Here is a 26,150-nt window from a genome sequence, read left to right on the forward strand (position 1 = left end):
TTTTATCACTAGGAAGCTATGAAACTTTACGAGCTACTTGCTAACTCTATTGCTCAATCGATTCAGGAGGGTGTGCTTTGCCGTGGAGATAAGCTTCCTTCTGTGCGGCAGGCAAGTGCAAGTCGCAACGTGAGTGCTGCTACTGTACTAGAGGCTTATTATCTTTTAGAAGCACGAGGATTGATTACTGCACGCGATCGCTCTGGATATTTTGTCACTAGCGGTACTATGAATATCCCATCTTCGCCAGCGCCAGCTATTCTGAATCAACTAGAATCAACACAAGTCGATGTCAGCGAACTCGTATTTGAAGTACTGGAATCCATTCGGCTTAAAACCGTTATCCCTTTAGGGTCAGCGTTTCCAAGCCCGTTATTATTTCCGAGGGCTAGTTTGGCCAAAACCATGGCGTCAAGTGTTCAGGTGATGGATCCTTGGGCAAGTGTAGATAATTTAAGTGCTGGTGATATTAATCTTAGGCGTCAGATAGCATTGCGCTACATGATAGATGGTCTGCATGTGACTACTGACGATATTGTGGTGACTAATGGTGCTCTAGAAGCATTGAATCTATGTTTGATGGCGGTGACGCGCCCTGGTGATACCGTTCTGATAGAGTCCCCCACTTTTTATGCAGCATTGCAATCAATAGAGCGAATTGGCTTGCGTGCTGTAGCAATCCCCAGCCATCCCAAGGATGGGATTGATTTAGCCGCCATGGAGCGTGCTATTCAGCAGCATCAGCCTAAAGCCTGCTGGTTGATGACTAATTTTCAGAATCCGTTGGGAAGTTTGCTCTCTGATGAGAAAAAGCAATCATTGGTGGCGCTTATCACGCAATACCAAATTCCTTTGATTGAAGATGACGTGTATAGCGAGCTATATTTTGGTGAGAAACGTCCAATACCAGCCAAAGCGTTTGATACAGAAGGCTTGGTGATGCATTGCTCGTCATTTTCTAAATGCCTTGCGCCTGGCTATCGCGTTGGTTGGGTTGTCCCTGGTAGGTATACAAAAGCGGTCGCGCGTCTTAAATTAACCACAACCATCTCTGCATCTGTGCCAGCACAGGTGGCAATTGCCAAGTATCTGCAAAAAGGTGGGTATGACAAGCATTTGCGTAATTTACGCCATACCTTATTAGTGAATCAAATCAAGTTTGTAGAAGCGATTGAGCGTTACTTCCCTGAAGGGACTTGCTTAACTTTACCGCAGGGTGGTTATTTCTTATGGGTCAAGTTACCAGATGAGATTAATGCACTTGAGCTGCATAAGCTTGCACTTAATAATGGCATTAGTATTGCACCAGGACCCATATTTTCTGCTCAAAAGCATTTTACTGATTACATTAGGCTGAACTATGGGCATATTTGGGATGCGCGAATTGAGGCGGCATTGTCTACGCTAGGTACTTTAGTCTTTGGGTTGATGAGCTCGTCATCGTCATAGCGTCACAGAACATCTGTTATGCTTTTTTTCTCTGCATCTGTCTCTGTTATTAATTGTTACCAAACCTTAAGCTTTAGTCACTGTTAAAAATAATCATTTGGCGATTTATCAACGCTAAATTTTTAAGGTGATTAAATGTATATCTATGATGAAATAGATCAGAAGTTGGTGGAGCAGCGTGTTGCCCAGTTTAGAGGACAGACACAACGATTCCTAAATGGCCAGCTTACTGAAGATGAGTTTCGGGTTTTGCGTTTGCAAAATGGTTTGTATATTCAACGACATGCGCCAATGCTACGCGTCGCGATTCCCTACGGCATGCTAACCTCAAAGCAACTGCGTACTTTAGCGTATGTTGCTCGGCGTTGGGATAGAGGTTATGCCCACTTAACTACCAGACAAAATATTCAGTTCAATTGGCCTAGGCTAGAAGATGTGCCAGAAATCTTGGCTAAGCTTGCAACTGTGCAGATGCATGCGATTCAAACCAGTGGTAATTGTATTCGCAATACGACAACAGATCATTTTGCGGGTGTTGCGCATGATGAAATCATCAACCCCCTTATTTGGTGTGAAATCATTCGGCAATGGTCAATGCTGCATCCTGAATTTGCGTTCTTACCACGTAAATTCAAAATTGCAGTGAGTGGTGCAGAAGTAGATAGAGCCGCGATTGGTGTGCATGATATAGGATTGCAAGCAATTGAGCAGGATGGTGTTTTTGGCTTTATGTGCTTTGTGGGAGGTGGCTTGGGTAGAACGCCTATCATAGGCAAGCTCATCAATCCATTTGTTGCTTGGCATGATTTGTTAACTTATTTGCAGGCGACACTACGTGTGTACAACCTTCATGGCAGACGAGATAACAAATATAAAGCACGAATTAAAATTCTTGTAAAAGACCTTACGCCAGAAGTGTTCGCGCAACAAGTGAATGATCAGTGGGCGCTGATTAAGGGTGGTGCTGACACGGTGACTGAAGAGTTTGTAAGTAGTATTGCCAATAAGTTTTCATGGCCTACCTATGAAACGGTGAGTGAAAATGATAACGCAGTCATGGCACATCATTTGACAACTAATACTGCGTTTGCAAGATGGTTTCGCACTAATGTTCATCATCATAAAGTTTCAGGATACTCTGCAGTGACAGTTTCACTGAAGGCAACGGGTTCTCCGCCTGGTGATATGACGGCTGACCAGATGGAGGTACTTGCTGAAATGGCTGATAGCTATGGGTTTGGCGAGTTACGTGTGTCTCACGAGCAAAATATTATTCTACCAGATGTGAAAACAGAGGCGCTTTATGCTTTATGGCAAGAGCTCAATGTGCTTAATCTTGCAACGCCAAATATTGGGCTAATTACCAATATTATCGCTTGCCCAGGCGGTGATTATTGCAGTTTGGCGAATGCCGTTTCTATTCCAGTCGCAACTGCGATTCAAGAACGGTTTGATGATTTAGATTACGTGCACGAAATTGGTGAGCTTGATCTTAATTTATCAGGATGCATGAACTCATGTGGGCATCATCATGTTGGTCATATCGGAATTTTGGGGGTGGATAAAGCAGGTGAGGAGTGGTACCAAATCACCATCGGCGGCAGGCAATCTGGTGCACTCCATTTAGACAAAAAATCCAGTCAAGACAACGATGAACGTTCAAGATGTGGCGCAAGTGCGGCAATTGGTCGGGTGATTGGACCTTCATTTGCTCGTGAGCAAGTGCCCGATGTGATTTCACGTTTAATTCAAACATATTTAACGCTAAGGGAAAGTGAATCTGAGCGGTTTATCGATGTGGTTGATCGAGTTGGTATTGAACCTTTCAAAAAAGATGTCTATGCGGACCCTTTACTTTCGAAGTATTCAAACTTAGTGAGGGAATCTAATGTCTGAACGTAACATGAACCTAATACGTGGTGGCCAACTTGAGGTGAATCATGTGCAATGCTTTGGCGTTGCACATGAAAAAGCATGGTCGGTTCCGCCTGATGAGTCAAACTGGATGGTGACATTAGATACCTGGTTTGAGCATCAGTTGTCATTGTCTAATCGTCAATTTCCTATCGCTATATTAATCCCATCAGATGCTGAATTTGATGATGATTCTAATCAGCAGATAAAAGAATTATGCCAAGCAAATATTGCGTTTATTGCGATAGATTTCCCTACTTATACAGATGGACGTGGATATTCATTGGCGCAGTTACTAAGAAATGTCTATGGATGGACTGGCGAGTTAAGAGCTGTAGGTGATGTGATGATTGATACTGTCTACTACTTGGCCAGGTGCGGTTTTGATAGCTTTCTGGTGAAGCAAGGACACAATGCTCAATTGGCATTAGAAGCTTTAAGCACATTTACCGATACCTATCAAAAATCATACCGTCAACCGATTCAGAAGTTAAGTTAGCGAAATTAAGCAGTTATTACCAAGTAACCTTGAAAATAACTCTTGATAATTTAAACGTGAGTCATTTAATTGTAAGTAAGGACCTCAAATGACAGATGCTAAAACCACATCTAAAAAAATAATCCCCATTGTCAGTGACCCTGCAAAAGGTGGGTTTATGCCGATGTATGAAGCGCAATCTAAGATATACCCACGCAATACTTTTGGGTTCTTCAAGAACTGGCGCTGGGTGATGATTTGGATTACACAAATTGTGTTTTATGGTGTGCCATGGTTGCAGTGGGGTGAACGGCAGGCGATGTTGTTAGACATTAGTACGCATCGTTTTTACATTTTTGGCTTGGTGTTATACCCGCAAGACTTGATTTACTTAGTCGTCATCTTAATTATTTCTGCATTAGCTTTATTCTTATTTACAGCGGTTGCAGGCAGGCTTTGGTGTGGGTTCTCTTGTCCTCAGTCCGTGTATACGGAGATATTCTTATGGATGGAACGTAAAATTGAAGGGGATAGAGCTGCTCGTATACGTTTGGATGGTATGAAGTTTGGCTTTAAAAAACTTTACATAAAGTCGCTAAAACATTTTGCTTGGATCAGTTTCTCAATGGTGACTGGTTTTACGTTTTTGGGCTATTTTTCACCCATCCGTGATTTGTTCGATAGCATTATTCAGATTCGTTTAAGCCCTTGGGAAACATTCTGGATTTTCTTTTATGGCTTAGCGACTTATGGTAACGCAGGTTTTTTGCGTGAGCAGGTATGTAAGCATATGTGTCCATACGCACGTTTTCAAAGTGCGATGTTTGATAATGACACGCTAATTGTCACTTATGATCAGGAGCGTGGGGAGCCACGTAGTGGTCGCTCTAGAAAAGTAGATGCAAAACAAGAAGGTTTGGGTGACTGTATTGATTGCAACTTTTGCGTGCAAGTATGCCCAGTAGGTATCGATATCCGTAATGGTTTGCAATATGAGTGCATTAGTTGCGGGCTATGTGTAGATGCATGCAACAGCATTATGGATAAGATGAACTATCCGCGTGGTCTGATTCGTTTCACTACTCAAAACGGCCTTGCTCAGCATTGGACAAAACATCAAGTCATACAAAAGATACTACGTCCGAGAGTGCTTATCTATAGCGCGCTATTGTTGCTTCTTTCGGCTGGTTTGGTTGCATCATTAGCCATCCGACCTGCGTTTAAGGTAGATGTGAACCGCGACCGTGGCGTAATGTCTAGGTTGGTTGCTGGCGGTAAGATAGAGAACGTCTATCAATTACAAATCACTAATGTTACGGAAATAGCTGAATCCTATCATGTCACTGTGAGTGGTTTAGAAGGCCTGGCAATGGCATCAAAAAATCAATTCACTGTAGACCCTGCCAATGAGCGATTGGTGGCAGTGAGCTTACAATTACCCGACGGCGCGGTACGAAGCGGCACACATCCTATTATGTTTGAAATTGAAGCATTAGGTAGTAAAGAGCGAGTCACGCAAAAGTCTATTTTTTACATGCCAAGATAGAGGTTGGCTTTAGGTTGAAATCAAGAGGTAGCTAATTGCCTCTTGGTTGGCGCGCAGTCTGAATAATATTTGGTGTATTTAAACTATTTTCAGTATTTGTAATACAGTTTGATTTGTCATTATTTTAGGCTTTTAACAGCACGATTACTGCGCCACTGCCGCCATCTTGTCTGCGTGCTTCTGCATAGGCAATCACCTCATCACGCTGCATTAGCCAGCCGCGTAATTTATGTTTAAGCACGGGCTCGCGGTTCCTTGAGCCTAAGCCTTTGCCGTGCACAATACGTACACAGCGGATGCCACGTTTTTTGCAGTCGTTTAAAAAAGTGGCAACGTAAAGCCTTGCTTCGTCACTGATTAAGCCGTGCAGGTCAATAGCCGCTTGTATTACCCAATGGCCGCGTCGTAACTTGCTTAAAATGTCAGGAGCATGGCCATCACGTAGGTAAAGTAACTCTTCACCAGTTTCTAAATCATGCGCTGGGATGTAGTAGTCACTTAACGAGTCAGCCAGTGCCTGTTGCTCATCGCGAATGAATTGTTTTGGAATTGGTTTCGGGCGTAGTGGTGCGTGGTGAACGCGTTTTGGTTTGAGTGGTCGCGCATCTTTAACTGCTTCTAAAAACAGGTCAACTTCGTTGTCGTTAGCGTCTTCCACAATGTTGATAGCTCTATTGAGTAAATGAGCGCGGTAAGGTTACCGCACTCATCATACTTATTTCAAATAATCACTTATTTAGCGTGATCTAAATAACGCTCTGCATCTAGTGCTGCCATACAACCTGTGCCTGCACTCGTCACTGCTTGGCGATAAATATGGTCTTGCACATCGCCTGCGGCAAAAACGCCTGGCACGCTAGTGGCTGTTGCGTTACCAGCACGACCCATTTGCGTCACAATGTAGCCGCCCTCCATCTCGAGTTGGCCTTCAAAGATATCAGTATTTGGCTTATGGCCAATTGCAATGAATACACCCTGTAATGCAATGTCTTTAGTGCTACCGTCATTCACATTTTTAATGCGCATACCAGTCACACCAGTGTTGTCACCAAGTACTTCATCTAGCGTAGCAAATGTTTCTAGTACGATTTTACCTTCAGCCACGCGCGCCATCAGCTTATCGACCAAAATGGCTTCTGCTTTGAATTTATCGCGGCGGTGCACTAGTGTTACTTTGCTTGCAATATTCGCTAGGTATAAAGCTTCTTCAACTGCAGTGTTGCCGCCACCAATCACAGCGACCTCTTGGTTTCTGTAAAAGAACCCATCGCAGGTTGCACATGCAGATACACCTTTACCTGAGAATGCTTCTTCACTTGGCAGGCCTAGGTATTTTGCAGAGGCACCAGTTGCAATAATTAGCGCATCACAAGTGTATTCGCCACTATCACCCACTAAACGAATTGGTTTTTCAGTTAAGTGTGTCGTGTGAATATGATCAAAAATCATTTCAGTGTTAAAACGCTCTGCATGCTTTTGAAAACGCTCCATCAGCTCTGGGCCTTGTACGCCATCTGCGTCAGCAGGCCAGTTATCAACCTCAGTGGTGGTCATCAGTTGGCCGCCTTGAGCAATGCCGGTAATTAACACTGGTTTAAGGTTGGCGCGTGCAGCGTAAACAGCAGCTGAGTAGCCTGCAGGACCTGAGCCCAAAATGAGTAGTTTGGCGTGACGTGTTGCCATAATGTATTGCTTTCTTGATTAATATTGAGTTTTATACGTTGGGTGTGTCGGTCTGTTTTTCAAGTAAACAGCATAAAATCCAAGTGCTTTTTAAACTTCGGGCCAGCTAAACAGTTAACATTGTGCTAGTTAGCTGGGATTGTATCCAAAAGTGCTGAAAATGCTTTGTTACTTTTCTAACAAGCTACGTAGCATCCATGCGGTTTTTTCATGTACTTGTAAACGTTGCGTGAGTAAGTCAGCAGTTGCCTCGTCCGATGCTGCATCTGCACTAGGAAACACAGCGCGTGCTGTGCGACAAACTGCTTCGTGACCAGCGACTAATTCGGCAATCATGTCTTGTGCTTTCGGCACTGAATCAGATTCTTTAATAGAGCTTAGTTTAGCAAAATCTCGATAGGTACCGGGTGCGTATACATCAAGCGCACGGATACGCTCAGCTACTAAATCTACCGCGAGTGCTAATTCAGTATATTGCGTTTCGAACATTAAGTGTAGCGTGTTAAACATCGGGCCAGTGACGTTCCAATGAAAGTAATGTGTTTTTAAATATAAGGTATAAGTATCTGCTAAAAGATGTGAAAGGCCTTGTGCAATATTTTTTCTATCTTCTTCTTTAATGCCAATATCCATAGTGAACTCCTGATGTGACCTTTGTTCAAGGTCTTACAACGTTTTATGATTCAAATTGAGAATGATATTCTAATCCCTACGCAGCGACTTTGATACTGCTATAATTAAATCTGACATTCAAAATACGTTAAAGGTTTATCTTGTTTTTCAAAAAATCTAAACCAGTTAATGCTCGCCGTGAAGCTGAAGTAATTAAATCCAATGCCCTGGCTAATACGCTCATTAAAGAAGCTTGGTGGTTGGGTTTGGTGCTCATCGGGCTGTATATTACTGTCATTCTTTTTACTTACAATCCTAATGACTCGTCTTGGTCGCATATCGCACCAGATGGCGCCATCATCCAAAATAGTGGTGGTAGTGTAGGGGCTTGGATTTCTGACTTATTACTCTACGTGTTTGGCTTTTCAGCTTGGTGGTGGGCTGTCTTAGCTTTTTATGCCATGTGGTTTGTCTATTTAGCGCTAGAAGCAGTGGATCAGAGCGAAAAACCATTCCTGCTATTTAATTTTTTTGGCTTTGCTTTGTTGCTGGTTGCATCAAGCGCACTAGAAGCTGGGCATCTGGTTAAATTACCTGCACTATTACCTGATAGTTCAGGCGGTATGTTAGGGGTTGCTGTTGACGCAGGCTTACGTAGCTTATTTGGCTATACCGGTTCTAGCATGTTGTTATTGCTCATGTTTGTGGTTGGGTTTAGTTTATTCACTGGTTGGTCTTGGATCATGATCACCGAGAAGTTTGGTGCATTTTTGATTGCTAGCTATGAGTTCATCAAACTTAAATGGCAAGATTGGCAAGATAGAAAAGCAGGCAAAGCAGTAGAGCAAGAGCGCATGGAGTACGTAAAAAGTGAACGTAAGCGTGTGGTGGATCGTGAGCCTGTACAAATTGAAACACCAGTGCTTGAAATCGCACAAAGTGCTCGCGTTCAAAAAGAAAAACAAGTGCCATTGTTTGATACACATCCAGATACCCCATTGCCACCGATACACTTGCTGGATGAGCCATCTGGTACTGTGGAGTTGCCATCTGCTGAAACCTTAGATTTCACCTCGCGTTTAATCGAACGTAAGTTGATGGACTTTGGTATTGAAGTGAAAGTGTTAACCGCTTTGCCAGGGCCTGTGATTACCCGGTACGAGCTAGAGCCTGCTGCGGGCGTTAAAGGTAGCCAAGTGACTAATTTGGTGAAAGACTTAGCGCGTGCTTTATCTGTGGTCAGCGTACGTGTAGTAGAGACGATTCCAGGCAAAACTTGCATGGGTTTGGAGATTCCTAACCCTAAACGACAGATTGTCTATTTATCTGAAATCATGGGTAGTCAAGCGTATGCCGATGTACATTCACCATTGGCGATTTCTTTAGGTAAAGACATTGGCGGTAAACCTGCCGTGGCTGATTTGGCCAAAATGCCGCACGTACTGGTGGCTGGTACTACTGGTTCTGGTAAGTCTGTTGCCATTAATGCGCTGATTTTAAGTCTGCTATATAAAGCAGATGCTAGCCAAGTGCGTATGATTTTGATAGACCCTAAAATGCTGGAATTGTCAGTTTATGAAGGTATTCCACATCTATTAGCACCTGTTGTGACTGATATGCGTCAGGCGGCGAATGCCTTAAATTGGTGTGTGGCTGAGATGGAGCGGCGCTATAAATTGATGTCCATGCTTGGTGTGCGTAACTTAGCTGGCTATAACCAAAAGATTAAAGAAGCCGACAAAGCTGGTGAAAAAATCCCGCATCCATTTAGTTTAACGCCAGATGAACCTGAGCCGTTAGAAGAGATGCCGTTAATTGTTGTCGTGATTGATGAGTTGGCTGATTTAATGATGGTCGTAGGTAAAAAAGTAGAGGAACTGATTGCGCGATTAGCACAAAAAGCCCGTGCTTCTGGTATTCACTTGGTGTTGGCAACGCAACGCCCATCAGTTGATGTGATTACTGGCTTAATTAAAGCTAACGTGCCAACGCGAATTTCTTTCCAAGTGTCTAGCAAAATTGATTCACGCACGATTCTTGATCAAATGGGTGCGGAAGCCTTGTTAGGGCAGGGCGATATGTTGTACATGCCACCAGGCACAGGTTACCCAACACGTATTCATGGTGCTTTTGTATCAGACCAAGAAGTGCATAAAGTGGTTGATTATCTTAAAGCCCAAGGTGAACCGAATTACATTGATGGCATTCTAACGAATGAAGCCGAAGAGGGTGGTGGTGATTTTATCGCTGGCGCTTCTGGTAGCAGCGGCGCAGAGGTTGATCCGCTCTATGATGAAGCCGTTGGTATTGTGCTTAAATCGCGCCGAGCCAGCATTTCTTCTGTACAGCGCCAACTGCGCATTGGCTATAACCGTGCGGCACGTTTAATTGAAGATATGGAACGTGCTGGCTTAGTTTCTGCCATGCAGAGCAATGGTAATCGCGAAGTATTAGCGCCGCACCATGAGCCTTAGCCTTAAAACTTTCAGTTTTAGAGCCTAAGTTTTGAGAGCCTTAACTTTTAAAAGAAATGACACTTTGAATTTAATGAATTTGAATTTAATGAAAATGATAAAACCCCAAAACCTTACCTCTTTGTACCCTAAGCTGATAAAAAGCCTGCTTGTATTGCCTGTTATGCTAGCGGTGCAAACTGTACAGGCAGATGGTATGGACAGTGTGAAGATGTTCTATGAAAAAACACAGGCAGTTCGTGCAAATTTTCATCAAACGGTAACCGATAGACAAGGGCGTAAAGTGCAGGAAGTACATGGCACTATGCAACTTAAACGACCTAATAAATTCAGGTGGGATTACAACAAACCGTATGAACAGCAAATTATCAGCGATGGTAAGCAGGTGTGGCTATATGACACCGAACTAGCGCAGGTCACCGTACGTGATACGACTAAAGCCCTTGGCTCTAGCCCTGCAGCTTTATTGGCGGGCGGAAAAGCGATTGAAGAGAGCTTTACGCTGACCAATACAGATAATAAAGATGGTTTAGATTGGGTGAACGCACAACCTAAAAATAAAGAGTCTGGCTTTGAGAAAATATTGTTAGGGTTTAAAGACAATCAAATTCAAGAAATGACATTGTTAGACAGCTTTGGACACCATACAAAAATAGTCTTTACAAATGTTGAGGTCAATCCGTCACTCAATGAAAAGTCATTTTTATTTAAAGTGCCTAAAGGTGTTGATGTGGTGGGCGAGTAATACGTGGTGAAAGATACCAATTTATTTTGAATAGTTTATTTACACCCAACACACCAGAAGCACCATTAGCCGAGCGGCTCCGACCTAAAGCCTTAGATGAGGTTGTGGGGCAGTCCCATCTGCTTGGTATTGGTAAGCCCTTACGTTTAGCGTTTCAGTCTGGCAAGTTGCCCTCGATGGTTTTGTGGGGGCCACCAGGGGTGGGTAAAACCACTTTGGCGCGGTTGATTGCCAATACCGCAGATGCTGAGTTTATTCCAATTTCTGCCGTGCTATCTGGCATTAAAGATATTCGCGAAGCTGTAGAGCGTGCAGAACTAACCTTGCAGCAGCATGGGCGTAAAACGATACTTTTTGTAGATGAAGTGCATCGCTTTAACAAAGGTCAGCAAGACGCATTTTTGCCTTTCGTTGAAAGTGGCCTGATTACCTTTATTGGTGCGACTACTGAAAATCCATCTTTTGAGGTCAATAGTGCGTTACTGAGCCGAGCACAGGTGTTTGTGCTTAACTCGCTTTCTGAAGCGGAGCTATCATTATTGCTTGACCGCGCACAACAGTTAGTAGCGGCAGAGTTAACTATCGCACCAGAAGTACGTGAGCAAGTGTTGGCCTATGCTGATGGCGATGCAAGGCGATTGCTCAACTTTGCAGAAGGTTTATTTAACGCGGCACAAGGTGCAGGCATCTCTAAAATTGATGAAGCATTTTTGCAAACCACGATGGCAAGTAAGTTGCGTCGGTTTGATAAAGGTGGTGAAGCATTTTACGACCAAATTTCTGCATTGCATAAATCGGTACGTGGCTCTAATCCAGATGCCGCTCTATATTGGTTTTTACGTATGATTGATGGCGGTGCAGACCCACTTTACCTTGGGCGACGTATTGTACGAATGGCGGTTGAAGATATTGGGATTGCAGATCCGCGTGCACAGACCATGGCGCTAGAAGCTTGTCAGATTTATGAACGGCTTGGTTCGCCAGAGGGTGAGTTGGCATTGTCAAATGCAGTCATTTACTTGGCAGTCGCCGCAAAAAGTAATGCCACTTACATGGCTTATAACCAAGCTAAAGCCTTTGTTGCACAGGATAAATCTCGCTCAGTGCCACTGCATTTAAGAAATGCGCCCACTAAGCTGATGAAAGCCTTGGATTACGGTAAAGAGTATCGTTACGCTCACAATGAACCAGATGCCTATGCTGCTGGGGAGAGTTACTTTCCTGATGATTTACCGCCGCAACAGTTTTACTCTCCCACACCACGTGGTCTTGAGGGTAAAATAGCGGAAAAATTAGCGCATTTACGTGAGCTTGATAAAAAAGCAAAGAAATAAGCAGCGATAAGGCAGTTATCTTAGTCAACTATTTAAGTGAAGCCTTTTGAGTATCATCATTCAAAAGCCTCTTACATAGCGGCCTTAGTCAGCATGCAACAGCATAAATAAGGGATTCAAATGTTAGACATTCAAGCATTAAGAAATGATTTAGATGGCGTAGTAAGCCAATTACAAGCGCGTGGTTTTGAGTTCGATGCAGCTAAATTCAGTGCGTTAGAGCAGGAACGTAAAACCGTTCAAACCAATACGCAAGATTTACAAGCAAAGCGCAATAATGCATCTAAGCAAATCGGTTTTGCAAAGTCTAAAGGTGAGGATGTTAGCGCCATCATGGCCGAAGTGTCTGGTTTGGGCGAGCAGTTAAAAGCGGGAGAAACACGTTTGGCAGAGTTGCAGGCCGAGCTACAAAGCATGTTGTTGAATGTGCCAAACTTGCCACATTTAAGCGTCCCTGTTGGTAAGTCAGAAGCAGATAACGTTGAAGTACGCAAAGTAGGCGCACCACGCTCTTTTGATTTTGAAATTAAAGACCACACTGATGTTGGTACTCCACTTGGCTTAGATTTTGATACTGGGGCTAAACTATCAGGTGCTCGCTTTACGTTAATGCGTGGACTGATTGCCAAATTGCATCGTGCACTTGCGCAGTTCATGCTGGACACTCAAACCGAACAGCATGGTTATGAAGAGTGTTATACCCCATATCTCGTCAATGCTGAAACCTTGACTGGCACAGGCCAATTGCCGAAGTTTGAAGAAGATCTATTCTCTTTAGCGCATAATGACAGCAAGTTGTATCTGATACCAACCTCAGAGGTCACGCTAACCAATACGGTGCGCGATGAAATTGTGCCGTTTGAATCCCTGCCGATTAAACTCACTGCACATACGCCTTGTTTCCGTTCTGAGGCTGGCTCTTATGGACGCGATACCAAAGGGATGATACGCCAGCACCAATTTGATAAAGTTGAAATGGTGCAAATCGTTCATCCAGAAACAAGCTATGACGCGCTAGAGGAAATGGTCGGGCATGCTGAAAATATCTTAAAAGCCTTAGGGTTACCTTACCGTGTGGTGTCATTGTGCACGGGTGATATGGGCTTTGGCGCCGCTAAAACTTATGATTTAGAAGTGTGGCTGCCAGCGCAAAATACGTATCGTGAAATTTCATCCATCTCTAATTGTGAAGCTTTCCAAGCACGTCGTTTGCAAGCAAGATTCCGTAATGAAAACGGTAAGCCTGAATTGGTTCATACCTTAAATGGCTCTGGTTTAGCAGTAGGTCGTACGCTGGTTGCTGTGTTGGAAAATTACCAGAATGCAGATGGTAGCGTGACCATACCAGAAGTATTAAGGCCGTATATGAACAATCTTGCAGTGATTAAAGCTTAAGCTTGGTGTAGTTGTTCGCCAATATTATATTTAATACTGTAGTTCTAGCACCTTAATTAAGTGGAAATCGTTTACGTATGTGGACGCCTGATATTTTCTCTGGCGTCCAATGTCTATCAGAAAAAACTCTCACATCATGGCTTGCATCCGTTTTACATCGTTGCGACCACCTATTGTGTCCTGAGCTTGTTAGCAGCACCTTTTCTAGGTGTGATTGAACTCAATCATTTAACCTACAACTTCTTGGTAAATGTATCGCTAGCCTCATTGTTTGATGTGGCTGGTTGGATGTTTTTGGTGCTTTCGCTCTCTAAAACAGACCTTTCAGTGTTTGGGCCATTAAACGCATACAAAGTTGCCGTCTCCATGTTGCTGGCGATGCTATTTCTTAATGAGATACCAAGTGTTCAGGGATTTTTAGGGGTGCTGATTATTATTGTCGGTAGTTTCTTTTTGATGCCGCCAGTACGTACGCACCAAGCAAACAGGTTGATAAACTTGCTTTCAGACAAAGGTGTTCGAGCACGCTTTTTATCTATTATATTGTTCTCAGTAGGAACGATTTTTCTTAAGAAATCAGTGGGTGATGGCGGCGCTCTAGCTACCATGATTTTTTGGTCATTAATCGGGCTTCCACTTATCCTAATTAGTAATTACTTTTTTCTTCCTCATAAAATTCAACAAGAAATAAAAGCGACTAAGCCCCATTTGTACAGTATCTTGCTAATTGGTCTTACGGTGTTTTTCATGCAGTATCTGACGTTATTATTACTTGAACATATGCTGGTAGCTTATGCTTTGGCGCTTTTTCAATTGGGCATGGTGTTACAGGTGTTCATTGGCTATCGAGTATTCAATGAAAAAAATATTCTCAGAAAATTGCTGGCCAGTGTCGTGATGATGGTTGGAAGTTTCTTGGTATTGGTTGCTTAGCGCTCCAACTATCATGCATTTAGCCTGTTTGCCTAAATAATCACTATCTGAATCAGTAGGTCTAACTCTATATTGTTTGCTTAGTCCATATGCAAAACAGGCTAATTACGAGCAATCCTAAACTTATCCAACTCAGGGTTGTGGCTAGGCTGATGTTTTTCTAATATACGCTGATAACTACGTACTGACTCTACAAAAATAACGGGGGCACCGCCGCTGGCGTAGCCGTATTTGAGTGTGGTGTAGTACTCAGGGTTTTTCAATAGCACTAATGTTTTTTTCACATCCGCCCAACTATCTGGGTTTAATCCTAGTCTTTTTGCCAGTACCCGAGCGTCTTCAACGTGTGCATAGCCAATATTGTAAGAGGCGAGTGCCATGTAGGTCCTGTCTGGTTCTGGGATGCGTTCAGGGATAGTGTCGATTAGTTTAAGTAGGTACTTAGCACCCGCTGGTATGCTTTGCTTGGGGTCTAGTCGATCCGTCACACCCATCAGGTCTGCCGTGCCTTCTGTTAGCATCATCAGTCCTCGTACATTGGTTGGTGATGTGTTGTAGGTATCCCAATGTGACTCTCTATAACTCACTGCCGCGAGTAATCGCCAATCTATCCCTGTGATATCTTGAGCTTGTTTAAATAAATGAATATATTTAGGTAGTAGGCTATTGGTACGTTTTAGGAACGTGGTCACGTCTAGTGAATTAAGACGTTTGTTATGACCATAATAGCGATCAAGGAGATTGCGTAAGGTGCCATCTTTTTTGATTTTTGAAAAAAACGTATTTATCTTCGCAATGAGTTGTGGCTCAGAGTTTTTAGACATCGCCCATGCAATTTTATCAGCAGTTCCTATAGGCATGGCCACATCAAGGTTAGGGTGATAGTTTTGCATTAACGCAGCTAAATGGCTGTCAGCCACAGTGAAATCTAGCAAGCCATCTGCTACTTCCTCTAACAAAGACTCAGTGTTGGTACGTTTTGCACTATGCCATTTGAGTAAGCTATGCTTCTTCTGTAAAGCCGCTAGATGTTCCTCGTAACTTGTTCCTTCTGGCACGCTAATTTTCTTGTCGAAGATGTCGCTGATATCTTTTGGTTTTTTATTGACTTCATTGTTGAAAATGAGTTGTTGTTGAGTTTCTTGATAGGGGGTTGAGAATATAACGAGGTGCTTACGCAGGTGAGTGACACTTAGGTTGGCGGCGGCAATATGTGCCTTACCTTTCAGTAAGCTAGGAATAACATCACTGATACTGTTTACTAATAAAAAACGAACTTCATGATCAGGGAAGTAGGTTTTAACAAATAGCGAGGCTAGATCGTATTCAATCCCTGCTGGCTGGTTGTCGTTATTTAAATAATAGGTAGATGGGCCATTGTGGGTAACAAACACAATTTCCTTTTTATTGGGGTCGATAGCAGGGGCCTTGTCGACTTCATCTGCCGGTTTACAGCCAATAAAACAAATACAGAAAAGTGCGATAGAGATAGATCGCATCCACTGCTTATTTTTTAAAAAAGCTAACAAGCTTAGCGCTCGCTCACCACGCCATCTTGGGCGATTAATACAAGGTCAGTGAGTTGATGGAAAATTCCGTGTTCAACTACTCCTGGCGTGTTGTTGATTAATGCGTTTAATGTGCTGGCATTAATACTAGCATCAAATCTCATGTCAAGCACATAGCTACCATGAGAGGTAATCCAAAATCCATCTTTTGCTGCATTTGGACGTAAATCACCTATTCCGCCTACTGCTTCTAAATTCTTTTTTGCCATTTGCCATGCAAAGGGAATGACTTCAATTGGGATGGTGAAATTTTGCCCAATATAGCTCACCAGTTTACTTGCATCTGCAACGGCAATAAATTGCGTAGCAGCTTTAGCTAATAATTTCTCTTTCACAAGATCACTACCACGGCCTTTGAGCAAGGTGTTGTCAGGCGTGATTTCATCTGCACCGTCGACATATAGGTCAATGCTGCTGACATGCTCAATTGCAACGATCGGTAATTGTAATGACTGTGCTTTTTGCGCGCTAATGGTAGAGCTAGCGATGGTTGTAAACTTCAGGCCTTGTTCTTGCTGTAATCTTGCAAGCTCTTCAATGAAAAAATTTGCTGTTGAACCTGTACCTAGACCAACTAGCATGCCATCTTTGACGTATTTAGCAGCATGTAGCGCGACTAATTGTTTGTCATTCATTTTGCATCCCCATGACTTTTGTACTTATTATTTGACTATATTAACGCGATTTACTTTCCTTAGTCATAAAAAAAGGGAGCTAGTTGCTCCCTTTTAAAATTATTTTACTATTTTTTAGATAGTTAAATTATTTCATCACGCGGTTTTTGTATTCGCCTGTACGTGTGTCAATTTCAATTTTATCGCCTTGGCTGCAGAATAAAGGCACTGGTAATTCAAAGCCTGATGCAATTTTAGCTGGTTTCATTACCTTACCTGAAGTGTCGCCTTTAACTGCTGGCTCAGTGTAAGTGATTTCACGCACAACAGTTGTTGGTAACTCAACTGTAATTGCTTTACCGTCGTAAAAGCGTAAGTCAGCCGGCATGCCGTCTTCTAGGTATGGTAACGCATCTTCCATAAACTCTGCGTCTACATCGTATTGGTTGTATTCAGCATCCATGAATACGTAAGTTGGGTCAGCAAAGTAAGAGTAAGTCACTTCTTTTTTCTCAAGCACGATCACGTCAAACTTATCACCTGCGCCGTAAATGCTTTCGCTAGGTGCTTCTGTTAATAAGTTTTTGAACTTCATTTTTACGACCGCAGTGCTACGGCCTGATTTGTTGTATTCTGCTTTTACTACAACTAGTGGAACGTTATCCACCATAATCACGTTACCGGCGCGGAGTTCTTGTGCTGTTTTCATAGGTTGCCTTAAATTCTAAATGCGTAAAATCGCGCATTATACCTTATTTTCTTCGATATTTTTTATCATTTTTTCACTAAAAATCACTAACTTAGTAGCAAGGTCAGTTTGCTGCGAGTGTGTGTAGGATTGTTGTGCGACATATTGTTTGATTTTGTCCAAATGGATTAAATATGCTTGCCATGTTGTGCTTGATATTTCTTGAGATAGCCATGCGTCATGTAAAGCGAATATTGATTCTTTGCTTGTTGGTGGGCAGTCTGAATAATATAAGTTTAAGAACGCATGCAGTTTTTTAATATGTGTTTGTTCCGTTTGCAGGTAGGGTTGCCAAATAAATGGTTTTCCCGCCCAAATGGCGCGTATCCAACTATCTTCACCGCGCACAAAATTAAGGTCGCAGCTGCTGAGTAGTTTGTCGTAATCATCTTGGCTTAAGAATGGGATGACGTGTAGGGTCAGGTTTTTATATGTAAGTTGATCGCCAGGGTGTAATGATTCTCGCTCAAAAAACTTGGCTACACTAGATAAAGTATTGCTGTTAGGTACATAACAGCTTACTTGTTGGTTTGAGTTTACTATGGCTGTTAACAGTGAGGCAATAGGTGCGTGCGGATAACAAAATAACGATACTTTTAAGTGGTCATGGGCGGGTAATGTTGAGCTTTTCAGAAGGTGTTGTTGCTTAGCATTAACAATATCATGTTCTCGCAATAGTCCGCCAGTCTTGGAGGTGAAGCCAGGAAAGAAGAAGTGGCGTGTTAATTGACCTCGTTTTGAGTTTTTTGCATGAAAATCATCGACCCAAGTTTCGGCTGATAAGTATTCTAAATTAATCCAGATGGTATCAGGATGCATTAATGCTAAATATGGCGGTGGTAATTCGCAGGCAAAGCTTTCAATCACAACCTGTGCGGCATTGGCAAATTTGGTGTCTGTATGCCATGCAATAATGGTGATGTTTTGAATCGTTTGCTGCGCTAGTGATGTGTCTAGCGTTGGAATCAGGTGTTTAGCAACATGGAGATCATCAATGAATAAACGGATTGTTAATTGGTGCTCGTTCTGTAATTGCTTAGCAAGACGCCAACAAACGCCAATATCGCCGAAGTTGTCGACTATTTTGCAGAAGATATCCCAATGTTTGTTGGTTGCCATTTGAATCTACAGCAAATGAATATTAAAAACTTTAAGCAATTGGGCGTACCCATAAAACAGCACTACAGTCAGTAAAATGCAGGCTGTTAATGTAGGCCAGAATCCAAATTTTGGTAAGAGTAGTGCAAAGACTGGGAACATGGGTAATGTTGGTATCACATACCAAAACGTATAGTAAGCGTGGTTAGCGATTTTAGCTGTGGGTTGGTGTTCAGCGTATAACCAAATTAAACTGATAATTGTGATAATAGGTAGTGCAGCTACTAAGCCGCCAACTTTATCGCTGACTTTAGCGATTTCGGAAATAAGGACGATAGCTAAAGCAGTTAGCAGATATTTGATAATCAGATAGGTCATGGTTTTAGATATTGAATCTCGATGATTTCAAATGTTTCTTCACCTTTAGGTGTCGCCGCACGGACCGTATCACTTATGGATTTGCCTAATATAGATTTTGCTAGTGGTGAAATCCAGCTAATATAGCCTTTGCTGGGCTCTAACTCGTCTTTGCCTACGATACGGTAAGTATGCTCAGTATCGTCATCTAAACTATATAAAGTGACCCATGCGCCAAAATATACTTTTTCTAGGTGCTGTTGTTGGCTTGCGTCCACAATTTCTGCTAAATCCATACGCCGCATAAGGTGGCGGCATCGGCTATCGATTTGGCGCAGGCGACGCTTTCCGTAAATATAGTCGCCATTTTCGCTACGGTCACCATTGCTTGCAGCCCACGAAACAGTGCGGACGACTTCTGGGCGTTCAATTTTATAAAGTTGATGAAATTCTGCTTTAAGTGCGGCAAAGCCTTCAGGGGTAATGTAGTTTTTTTCGTCGGTAGCAGCCATGAGGTAATTATTGCTTAGCTTTAGTTTCGCCTAGCAATTTCACATCTTTGATGTAAAAGCTGGTTTCACCAAAACAAGTGGTAGGCACGCCTTTGTGTTCTTCGTAAATTAATCGAACGCGATCACCAACAGTTGCGTTGATTTTTTTAGCGACATTTTCATCTCTGACGGTAAAAAAGAACTTTTCAGCTTGCGTGCCTGGCATGGATACTAAGATGAGCTCACCTTCATAAGTTTTGCAAATCCAGCCTTTTTGCGAGAGTTTTTGTACATAGCCTGCACGCTCGCCAGAGGAGTATACCCAGCTCAATGAAGCCCATGTATAAAGTGCGGCCAAGCCAGCAGGTACTAGCAATAACAAGATGAAATAAGTAAGAATTTTTTGAAATCGATTGACCATGATTCTTTTCAGGCTTTCGTTTGTGAATGAAGCTATTTTATTTGCCTATTACAAATAATCCAATAGAATTGTGAAATGACTTTAAAGCCTCTTATTCTTTGCCCATCAGCCCGCTTGGCACGCAGTATTCAAAACGACATTGCGAAGCAGCAGATTGAGGCACAGAAAAGCCAATGGCTTAGTCCAGAAGTACAGACTCTATCACAATGGTTAGATCGTATCATTGAAGAGGGCTTGCTAACAGGTGAGATTGTAGCGCAATCATCTCCCTATGCTTTAAGTGTATTTAACGAGCAGTTGTTGTGGGAAGAGGTGATTACACAGTCGCTGAAGAAAAATGCATTTGGCGAGTTGTTTGATGTTTCTGGTTTGGCAAAAGCGGCGATGGAGGCAAACCGTTATGTGGTTGCCTGGCATTTGCATGTGTCGCGCGAACACCAGGCAGAGGAGTCGCGCCAATTTATGCTGTGGCAGCATGCTTTTCAGGTGCGTTGTGGCGAACTGAATGCATTGGAAAGTGTGCGTTATTTAGATTGGCAGTTATCGCATTTGGCTAATGTTAGTAGCGCGTTGCCATCTCGTATTGAGTTTGCAGGGTTTGATCAAACCGCACCACAAGAAAAACGATTGCGCGATATTTTGATGCAGCGCGGTGTGGAGGTGGCTGACTATATCACGATAGCAAGTGAACCTGCGCAAACACACCATGTAGGCTTAGAGCATGGTGATGCAGAATGTAGAGCCGCAGTAGCATGGGCAGCGCAATATCTGAAAGAGCATCCTAAAGCGACGATTGCTATTGTCACACCCAGATTAAGCGAGATAAGAAACCAACTAGCCGATTTGCTGGATGATGTTTTTTACCCTGAAAGCGTGCGCCCTAGCTTGGCGGCTATGCCACGACGTTATAACTTTTCTTTAGGTACGCCGCTAGCTCAACAGCCTGTGATTCAGTCAGCACTGAATCTGTTAAGGTTAGTGACAGCGTATCAGTTAGCTTATGCTGATGTGTCTGCCATGCTGCTTTCCCCGTTTTGGTCTGCGAGCCAGCAAGAAGCAGATGCAAGAGCCTTGCTTGATGCAAAAGTGCGTGAAAAGCTACCTATGCAGTTTACTTTGGCGCATTTTATTGAGTTTCTACAAAGGCAGCATGACGATGGGCTGAACTTAGCGCAGCTATTGCATGATCTTAAATCAGTAATTGCAGCCATTCCCAACAAAGTCGTGTATGCGTCACAGTGGGGGAGTTTGTTAGACGGCTTGCTTGACCATTTGCGTTGGCCAGGTGAACGCAATATTAGTAGCCTTGAGTATCAAGCGATGAACGCATGGCAAAAGGCATTACAGCAATTAGCGCAGTTGGATGTGCTGGGAAAGCGTATTTCAGCAAAACAAGCGGTGGCTTATTTGCAGCAAATTTGTACTAATCAAGTATTTCAGCCAGAAACTGAGCAAGTACCCGTGATTCAGATATTGGGGATTATGGAAGGGCTGAGTCAGCCAGTCGATGCCATTTGGTGTATGCATATGAATGACCATGTTTGGCCGCCTCCGGCGCGTCCTAACCCATTGTTACCTGCTTTTATTCAGCGCTTGGCAGGGTTGCCGAATGCTGATGACAGTGTTCAGGCAACGTTTGCGGCAACCATACATCAGCGCCTTTTGCATTCTGCTCGTGAGCTTATATTCTCAAGTAGTCGTACTGAAGGCGAGAGCCAGTTACGCGCATCACCATTGATGCAAAATATTCCAGTATTGAATAGTGAGCTACCGTTGGCCGAGACTTTAGCCGAACAGTTAAGCGCTAAAACACATGAAACCCTAGCATATGAAACTTTGGCTCACATCGATGACCATATGGCGCCGATTGTGAATGAAGGTGAGCACGTTTCTGGCGGCACAGGCTTGCTGAAAGCGCAGGCGGTTTGTCCTGCTTGGGCTTTTTACCAATATCGCTTAGGGGCGAAGGCACTCAAAGTGCCAACCAGTGGATTAGATAATATTACACGTGGTTCATTGGTGCATGATGTGCTGGAGCGGTTTTGGCGTCAACGTCATTTTGCAGATTTACGCGATATGAGTGTGGATGACTTTACCAAAGCGTTAACGCAGGCGGTGACGCTTACTTTAGAGGCTTTTGTATCAGAAAATGATGTTGCATCACCAGCGATACTTGAGCTGGAGCATGAGCGGCTTTTTAAACTGGTTGGTGATTGGCTAAAGTTTGAAAAAGAGCGTGGTGTTGTATTTAAAATAGTGGGTTGTGAAGTCACTAAAGTCGTGCAAATTTGCGGGATTGAAGTGACTTTGAAAATCGACCGCATTCACCAGTTAGAGAGCGGTGGTTTAGAATTTATTGATTATAAAACTGGGCAAACACCCAAAACCAAGAACTGGGGTGAAGACCGCATTACAGAGCCACAGTTGCCGATTTATGCCAGCTTTTATCCAGATAACACGCATCCTGTTGCTGGCATCTATTTTGGCATGGTGAAAACTGCTGATCATGAATTTTCTGGCGTGGGTGAGGATAACTTCGAGACTGAGCAAGCCAAACGTAAACCAACTTTCACACAAAATTTTGTAGATTGGCCGCATTTGTTAAACCATTGGAAAACGTCTATTGAAGAAATTGCACTCGAACTGAGATCTGGCGAGGCTGCTACACGTTTCAATGATGAGGCAGACTTGATGTACTGCGAAGTGACGACTTTACTTAGGTTGCCTGAGCGACAATTACAATTTGAGCGGTTTCAGGGTAATGATACACAAGGTGTCATTGTATGAGTGACAAAGTGAATCACATGGCGTCAGATGCTTTAGCTGATGATGCACAAAACCGTTTACGCGCACTCGACTTAACTTCATTTATTGTAGAAGCACCTGCTGGGGCAGGTAAAACAGAGTTGCTCACCCAGCGATATTTAAAATTATTGCAAACCGTCAAGGCACCAGAAGAGATTATTGCCATTACTTTTACCAATAAAGCCGCGGCAGAAATGCGCTTGCGGATATTGGATAGTTTATTGAGGGCTGCTAGCCAAGATAAGCCTGCTGAGCCACATAAGCAAATTACCTACCAGTTGAGTTTGAAGGCGTTGCAGCAGTCTGAACAACACAATTGGCAATTGATTGAAAACCCCTCTCGCTTACGTATTTTTACCATTGATAGTTTATGTGCGCATTTAGCAAGGCAAATGCCGTTGATGAGCCGCTTTGGCGCACAGCCTGGGGTAACGGTTGATGCTGGTGTTTTGTATGCACAAGCAGCAGAGCAGGCGCTTGCTTTGGTGGATAGCAGTGAGCATAGTGAGTTGGTAAAAACAGCGTTACGCTATGTCGATAATGATGCAAATCAGCTTAAAAATCTGCTAGTTAAAATGCTGGAAAAACGCGACCAATGGCTGCATCACGCGCAGCATGAGGTCGATGCAGAGGCATTGCAGCAAACTTTGCGTTATTTGGTAGAGCAGGAGCTTGAAGCAGCTGCGCTTGCCATGCCATTTAGATTACAGCATTTGTTAATGCCGATCGCACGTTTTGCCGCATCTAACTTGCCATGTGACCATGCCATTGCTTTATTGATAGACTGGGAAACGCCAATCGTACAAAAGCAAGAGGCGCTACCTATGTGGTGCGCTGTGGCAGAGTTGTTATTAACTGCTAAAGGTGAGGCACGTAAAGAGGGCGGCCTTAATGTGAAAGTTGGTTTTCCCGCTACCGATGAAGGCCGCGCCCAGAAGAGCGCATTGGTAGAAATTATCAATGCGATTGAAGATGTTGATGCTCTGCATCGTGTGCGTTCATTACCTAATTTAAGTCATGAAAACACTGGTTGGCAAATCATTACGACGCTTTCTAAGCTGCTGACGCTTGCAGTTGCTGAGTTGTGGTTGGTGTTTCAACGTGCAGGCGAAGTGGATTTTGTTGAAATTGCACAGCGTGCGACCCATGCATTGACTGACCATTTTGGTGAGCCTACAGAATTAGCGCTAAAGCTTGATTATCAAATTCAGCATTTGTTGGTAGATGAGTTTCAAGATACTAGCCCTAGCCAAGTAGCGTTGATTGAACAGCTAACGCTTGGCTGGCAGGCCGATGATGGGCGCACCTTATTTGCGGTAGGTGACCCGATGCAGTCCATCTACCGTTTCCGTAAGGCAAATGTAGGGTTGTTTATCGATGCGTCTGTCAATGGTATAGGCAGTATCTATTTGGAACGCTTACAGCTTTATCGTAATAATCGCTCATGTCCTGAAATTGTAAACTGGATTAACCAGACCTTTGCCCCGATATTTCCACAGCATGATGAAGTGATGCAAGGGGCGATTCATTACCGGCCATTTATCGCGACAAAACAAGCGCTACCAGATGCGGGTGTGGAAGTGCACCCTATCATTAAACAAGCCGATGAAAGCTATGACACAGCTGCGCAACGCGAAGCCGAAGCGGTGATTCGTATTATTCAAAAAGAGCGAACAGCTAATCCTAATCAAAAAATAGCGGTGCTCGTGCGCTCTAAAAAACACTTGGCAAACTTGGTGAGCCAACTGCGCCGCGATTATAAAGAGATTCCTTTTCAGGCGGTAGAGATTGAAGCGCTTGAAGGCCGCCAGATTGTGCAAGACTTATTATCACTGATGCATGCATTGCATCACCGTGCGGACCGTGTGCATTGGCTGGCGATTCTGCGCGCCCCTTGGTGCGGCTTAACCTTGCATGATTTATATGCTTTGGCTGGGCACGACCATCTTCAGACGATTTGGTCACTCATGCAGGATAGTGAGGTGGTTGGTCGCCTCTCTACTGATGGGCAGGCGCGTTTACTTCACTTGCGTGAAGTGTTACTAGAAGCTTATGCAAACCAAGGCCGTATGAATGTAAGCAGATGGATTCGCGGCGTGTGGTTAATGCTAAACGGCCCAGATTGCTTATGGGAGCAGGCTGATGTGGTTGATGTGCAAGCATTTTTTGCTTGTTTAGATAATCTCGACCGTAGTAACCAATTTTCACCAGAGCGCATGCAAAGTGAAATCACTAAATTGTTTGCCGCACCTGATAGCCACGGTGAGCATCTGCAAATGATGACCATCCATAAATCTAAAGGCTTAGAGTTTGATACGGTGATTTTATTAGGGCTAGGGGCATCAACAGGTGGTAATAATAGCGATCAGCCTTTAGTGCTATGGGAAGAAGTTAAAACACCACATAGCCATGAATTGCTTGCTGCGCCGTATATTCCTAAAGGTGCGCGCGATAAAGAGTCGGTCAGCCCTTATGATTATTTGGCATCGCGTGAGAAAGCGCGGGATGCTAATGAATCTGCACGGGTGCTTTACGTGGCAGCAACGCGCGTAGAGCGTAAACTGCATTTGGTCGGTATTGCTAATCAAACTGCGAAGGGTGAGATTAGCCCCACCAAGAATACTTATTTAGATTTATTATGGCCTACGGTTGCCCCGATATTTGAAGCTGATTTGCAATTGGAGTCTGCTCATCAAGAGCAAGAAGACATTACTAGCTTTACACCACAACTGGTCAGGCTTGTTCAGCCTGCTGTGCCGTCAATTCTACAGACGAACAAGGCGACAGCACTATATTCAAAACCTAACACAAAACCCAGTTACCAGAGTAGCCTAGAGGCCGATATTGGTACATTGGCTCACCGATATATGGAGATGATTGCGCAACAGGCGTTATCTCACTGGACTGTAGCTCACATTGAAACACTTAAGCCAGCTATGCAACATTGGTTACGTCAGCAGGGTCATACTGAGCAATTGGCTAACGATGCGGCGGCTACCGTGCAGCGGATACTAATACAAACCCTTAATAGCGCTGATGGACAGTGGGTGTTAAAAACAAGAGCCGATGCTGGGGTTGAGTTAGGTATTACTCGCTGTCATCATGATGTAGTGAAAAGTTATGTGATAGACCGTACGTTTATTGAAGATGGCATTCGTTGGATTATTGATTACAAATCGGTGAGTTTAGAGAGTAATCTGGCCGATAGTGAACTGAAGATCATTGCAGAACAATATCATACTCAGTTAGAGGACTATGCAACGCTATTTGCAGATCAGGCAACCCCTATACAAAAGGCGATTTTATTTTTAAGTTTAGGGAAACTAGTCATCCTCTAAATGACTGTTAATAAATATCAGTGCATTAAACACCGTGTAATAAACAACAGTGCAATTAGGTTGAGCAAAGTTTAGCCAGTGCTAGCGGTGCTGGTACTGTACCAAATCACTGTAACCACGCTCTGTAACCCAAAAATGATGAAGGAG

The 26,150-nt window shown here is 43.4% G+C and carries 21 protein-coding genes; 11 read left to right on the forward strand and 10 right to left on the reverse strand.

Going from position 1 to position 26,150, the window contains the following annotated elements; all coding sequences use genetic code 11:
* Positions 1 to 18: 18 nt before the first annotated feature.
* The 4 genes from A391_RS0105790 to ccoG all read left to right on the forward strand — a co-directional run bounded on the left by A391_RS0105790 (position 19) and on the right by ccoG (position 5,387).
* On the forward strand, positions 19 to 1,449 hold the full coding sequence (locus A391_RS0105790) for a PLP-dependent aminotransferase family protein (RefSeq protein ID WP_019898017.1): 1,431 nt from the start codon (positions 19 to 21) through the stop codon (positions 1,447 to 1,449).
* A gap of 135 nt (positions 1,450 to 1,584) precedes the next feature.
* Positions 1,585 to 3,345 (forward strand): nitrite/sulfite reductase, encoded by a 1,761-nt coding sequence (locus tag A391_RS0105795; protein ID WP_019898018.1) that lies wholly within the window; start codon positions 1,585 to 1,587, stop codon positions 3,343 to 3,345.
* Positions 3,338 to 3,862 carry a DUF934 domain-containing protein gene (locus A391_RS0105800; protein ID WP_019898020.1) on the forward strand — a complete coding sequence of 175 codons (525 nt, stop codon included), beginning with the start codon at positions 3,338 to 3,340 and terminating at the stop codon, positions 3,860 to 3,862. Before A391_RS0105795 ends, A391_RS0105800 begins: the two co-directional genes overlap by 8 nt.
* 88 nt (positions 3,863 to 3,950) lie before the next feature.
* Positions 3,951 to 5,387 carry a cytochrome c oxidase accessory protein CcoG gene (gene ccoG, locus A391_RS0105805; RefSeq protein ID WP_019898022.1) on the forward strand — a complete coding sequence of 479 codons (1,437 nt, stop codon included), beginning with the start codon at positions 3,951 to 3,953 and terminating at the stop codon, positions 5,385 to 5,387.
* Between the two features lie 124 nt (positions 5,388 to 5,511).
* On the opposite strand, the gene A391_RS0105810 is transcribed toward ccoG, so the two are convergent.
* The 3 genes from A391_RS0105810 to A391_RS0105820 all read right to left on the reverse strand — a co-directional run bounded on the left by A391_RS0105810 (position 5,512) and on the right by A391_RS0105820 (position 7,703).
* On the reverse strand, positions 5,512 to 6,045 hold the full coding sequence (locus A391_RS0105810) for a Smr/MutS family protein (protein ID WP_019898023.1): 534 nt from the start codon (positions 6,043 to 6,045) through the stop codon (positions 5,512 to 5,514).
* Between the two features lie 74 nt (positions 6,046 to 6,119).
* On the reverse strand, positions 6,120 to 7,070 hold the full coding sequence (gene trxB / locus A391_RS0105815) for a thioredoxin-disulfide reductase (RefSeq protein WP_019898025.1): 951 nt from the start codon (positions 7,068 to 7,070) through the stop codon (positions 6,120 to 6,122).
* A 168-nt stretch (positions 7,071 to 7,238) separates the two neighbouring features.
* A complete protein-coding gene (locus tag A391_RS0105820) occupies positions 7,239 to 7,703 on the reverse strand; it encodes a Dps family protein (protein ID WP_019898026.1) in 465 nt (154 codons plus the stop codon).
* A gap of 140 nt (positions 7,704 to 7,843) precedes the next feature.
* On the opposite strand from A391_RS0105820, the gene A391_RS0105825 reads away from it, so the two are divergent.
* The 5 genes from A391_RS0105825 (at position 7,844) to A391_RS0105845 (ending at position 14,563) form a co-directional block, all read left to right on the forward strand.
* Positions 7,844 to 10,156 carry a DNA translocase FtsK 4TM domain-containing protein gene (locus A391_RS0105825; protein ID WP_019898027.1) on the forward strand — a complete coding sequence of 771 codons (2,313 nt, stop codon included), beginning with the start codon at positions 7,844 to 7,846 and terminating at the stop codon, positions 10,154 to 10,156.
* Positions 10,157 to 10,250: 94 nt separating this feature from the next.
* Complete coding sequence (lolA, locus tag A391_RS0105830; RefSeq protein ID WP_051089102.1) at positions 10,251 to 10,901, forward strand: outer membrane lipoprotein chaperone LolA; 651 nt, start codon at positions 10,251 to 10,253, stop codon at positions 10,899 to 10,901.
* Between the two features lie 26 nt (positions 10,902 to 10,927).
* Positions 10,928 to 12,235, forward strand: a complete 1,308-nt coding sequence (locus A391_RS0105835; RefSeq protein ID WP_019898031.1) for a replication-associated recombination protein A — start codon at positions 10,928 to 10,930, stop codon at positions 12,233 to 12,235.
* Positions 12,236 to 12,355: 120 nt separating this feature from the next.
* Complete coding sequence (gene serS, locus A391_RS0105840; protein WP_019898032.1) at positions 12,356 to 13,630, forward strand: serine--tRNA ligase; 1,275 nt, start codon at positions 12,356 to 12,358, stop codon at positions 13,628 to 13,630.
* Between the two features lie 60 nt (positions 13,631 to 13,690).
* Entirely contained in the window at positions 13,691 to 14,563 is an 873-nt protein-coding gene (locus A391_RS0105845) for an EamA family transporter (RefSeq protein ID WP_019898034.1), read from the forward strand.
* A gap of 101 nt (positions 14,564 to 14,664) precedes the next feature.
* Here the strand turns inward: A391_RS0105845 and mltF are convergent, their stop codons facing one another.
* The 7 genes from mltF to A391_RS0105880 form a co-directional block, all read right to left on the reverse strand.
* Entirely contained in the window at positions 14,665 to 16,062 is a 1,398-nt protein-coding gene (gene mltF, locus A391_RS0105850; RefSeq protein ID WP_088177635.1) for a membrane-bound lytic murein transglycosylase MltF, read from the reverse strand.
* A 32-nt stretch (positions 16,063 to 16,094) separates the two neighbouring features.
* Positions 16,095 to 16,766, reverse strand: coding sequence for a ribose-5-phosphate isomerase RpiA (gene rpiA, locus A391_RS0105855; RefSeq protein ID WP_019898036.1), 672 nt, complete (start codon positions 16,764 to 16,766; stop codon positions 16,095 to 16,097).
* 127 nt (positions 16,767 to 16,893) lie between these two features.
* Positions 16,894 to 17,454: an elongation factor P gene (gene efp / locus A391_RS0105860; protein WP_019898041.1), complete on the reverse strand. Its 561-nt coding sequence runs from the start codon at positions 17,452 to 17,454 to the stop codon at positions 16,894 to 16,896.
* A 36-nt stretch (positions 17,455 to 17,490) separates the two neighbouring features.
* Complete coding sequence (earP, locus tag A391_RS0105865; protein WP_019898043.1) at positions 17,491 to 18,612, reverse strand: elongation factor P maturation arginine rhamnosyltransferase EarP; 1,122 nt, start codon at positions 18,610 to 18,612, stop codon at positions 17,491 to 17,493.
* 6 nt (positions 18,613 to 18,618) lie between these two features.
* Positions 18,619 to 18,969: a DUF3147 family protein gene (locus A391_RS0105870; protein WP_019898045.1), complete on the reverse strand. Its 351-nt coding sequence runs from the start codon at positions 18,967 to 18,969 to the stop codon at positions 18,619 to 18,621.
* Entirely contained in the window at positions 18,966 to 19,460 is a 495-nt protein-coding gene (gene greB / locus A391_RS0105875) for a transcription elongation factor GreB (protein ID WP_019898046.1), read from the reverse strand. Before greB ends, A391_RS0105870 begins: the two co-directional genes overlap by 4 nt.
* 7 nt (positions 19,461 to 19,467) lie before the next feature.
* The gene (locus tag A391_RS0105880; protein ID WP_019898047.1) at positions 19,468 to 19,860 is read right to left on the reverse strand and encodes a hypothetical protein; all 393 of its coding nucleotides are present in this window, start codon (positions 19,858 to 19,860) and stop codon (positions 19,468 to 19,470) included.
* A 75-nt stretch (positions 19,861 to 19,935) separates the two neighbouring features.
* Between A391_RS0105880 and A391_RS13755 the strand changes: the two genes are divergently transcribed.
* Positions 19,936 to 22,647: a PD-(D/E)XK nuclease family protein gene (locus A391_RS13755; protein WP_019898048.1), complete on the forward strand. Its 2,712-nt coding sequence runs from the start codon at positions 19,936 to 19,938 to the stop codon at positions 22,645 to 22,647.
* On the forward strand, positions 22,644 to 26,003 hold the full coding sequence (locus tag A391_RS0105890) for a UvrD-helicase domain-containing protein (RefSeq protein ID WP_019898052.1): 3,360 nt from the start codon (positions 22,644 to 22,646) through the stop codon (positions 26,001 to 26,003). The genes A391_RS13755 and A391_RS0105890 overlap by 4 nt, the downstream gene beginning before the upstream one ends.
* The last annotated feature ends 147 nt before the right edge of the window (positions 26,004 to 26,150 follow it).

This window comes from Methylotenera mobilis 13, assembly GCF_000384255.1.
GTDB lineage: Bacteria > Pseudomonadota > Gammaproteobacteria > Burkholderiales > Methylophilaceae > Methylotenera > Methylotenera mobilis_B.

Bases quoted from the DNA above. Each gene is read 5' to 3' on its own strand.
- A391_RS0105790 (WP_019898017.1), top strand. From the start codon at position 19: ATGAAACTTTACGAGCTACTTGCTAACTCTATTGCTCAATCGATTCAG.
- A391_RS0105795 (WP_019898018.1), top strand. From the start codon at position 1,585: ATGTATATCTATGATGAAATAGATCAGAAGTTGGTGGAGCAGCGTGTT.
- A391_RS0105800 (WP_019898020.1), top strand. From the start codon at position 3,338: ATGTCTGAACGTAACATGAACCTAATACGTGGTGGCCAACTTGAGGTG.
- ccoG (WP_019898022.1), top strand. From the start codon at position 3,951: ATGACAGATGCTAAAACCACATCTAAAAAAATAATCCCCATTGTCAGT.
- trxB (WP_019898025.1), bottom strand. From the start codon at position 7,070: ATGGCAACACGTCACGCCAAACTACTCATTTTGGGCTCAGGTCCTGCA.
- A391_RS0105820 (WP_019898026.1), bottom strand. From the start codon at position 7,703: ATGGATATTGGCATTAAAGAAGAAGATAGAAAAAATATTGCACAAGGC.
- lolA (WP_051089102.1), top strand. From the start codon at position 10,251: ATGATAAAACCCCAAAACCTTACCTCTTTGTACCCTAAGCTGATAAAA.
- serS (WP_019898032.1), top strand. From the start codon at position 12,356: ATGTTAGACATTCAAGCATTAAGAAATGATTTAGATGGCGTAGTAAGC.
- mltF (WP_088177635.1), bottom strand. From the start codon at position 16,062: ATGCGATCTATCTCTATCGCACTTTTCTGTATTTGTTTTATTGGCTGT.
- rpiA (WP_019898036.1), bottom strand. From the start codon at position 16,766: ATGAATGACAAACAATTAGTCGCGCTACATGCTGCTAAATACGTCAAA.
- efp (WP_019898041.1), bottom strand. From the start codon at position 17,454: ATGAAAACAGCACAAGAACTCCGCGCCGGTAACGTGATTATGGTGGAT.
- earP (WP_019898043.1), bottom strand. From the start codon at position 18,612: ATGGCAACCAACAAACATTGGGATATCTTCTGCAAAATAGTCGACAAC.
- A391_RS0105870 (WP_019898045.1), bottom strand. From the start codon at position 18,969: ATGACCTATCTGATTATCAAATATCTGCTAACTGCTTTAGCTATCGTC.
- greB (WP_019898046.1), bottom strand. From the start codon at position 19,460: ATGGCTGCTACCGACGAAAAAAACTACATTACCCCTGAAGGCTTTGCC.
- A391_RS0105880 (WP_019898047.1), bottom strand. From the start codon at position 19,860: ATGGTCAATCGATTTCAAAAAATTCTTACTTATTTCATCTTGTTATTG.
- A391_RS13755 (WP_019898048.1), top strand. From the start codon at position 19,936: ATGACTTTAAAGCCTCTTATTCTTTGCCCATCAGCCCGCTTGGCACGC.
- A391_RS0105890 (WP_019898052.1), top strand. From the start codon at position 22,644: ATGAGTGACAAAGTGAATCACATGGCGTCAGATGCTTTAGCTGATGAT.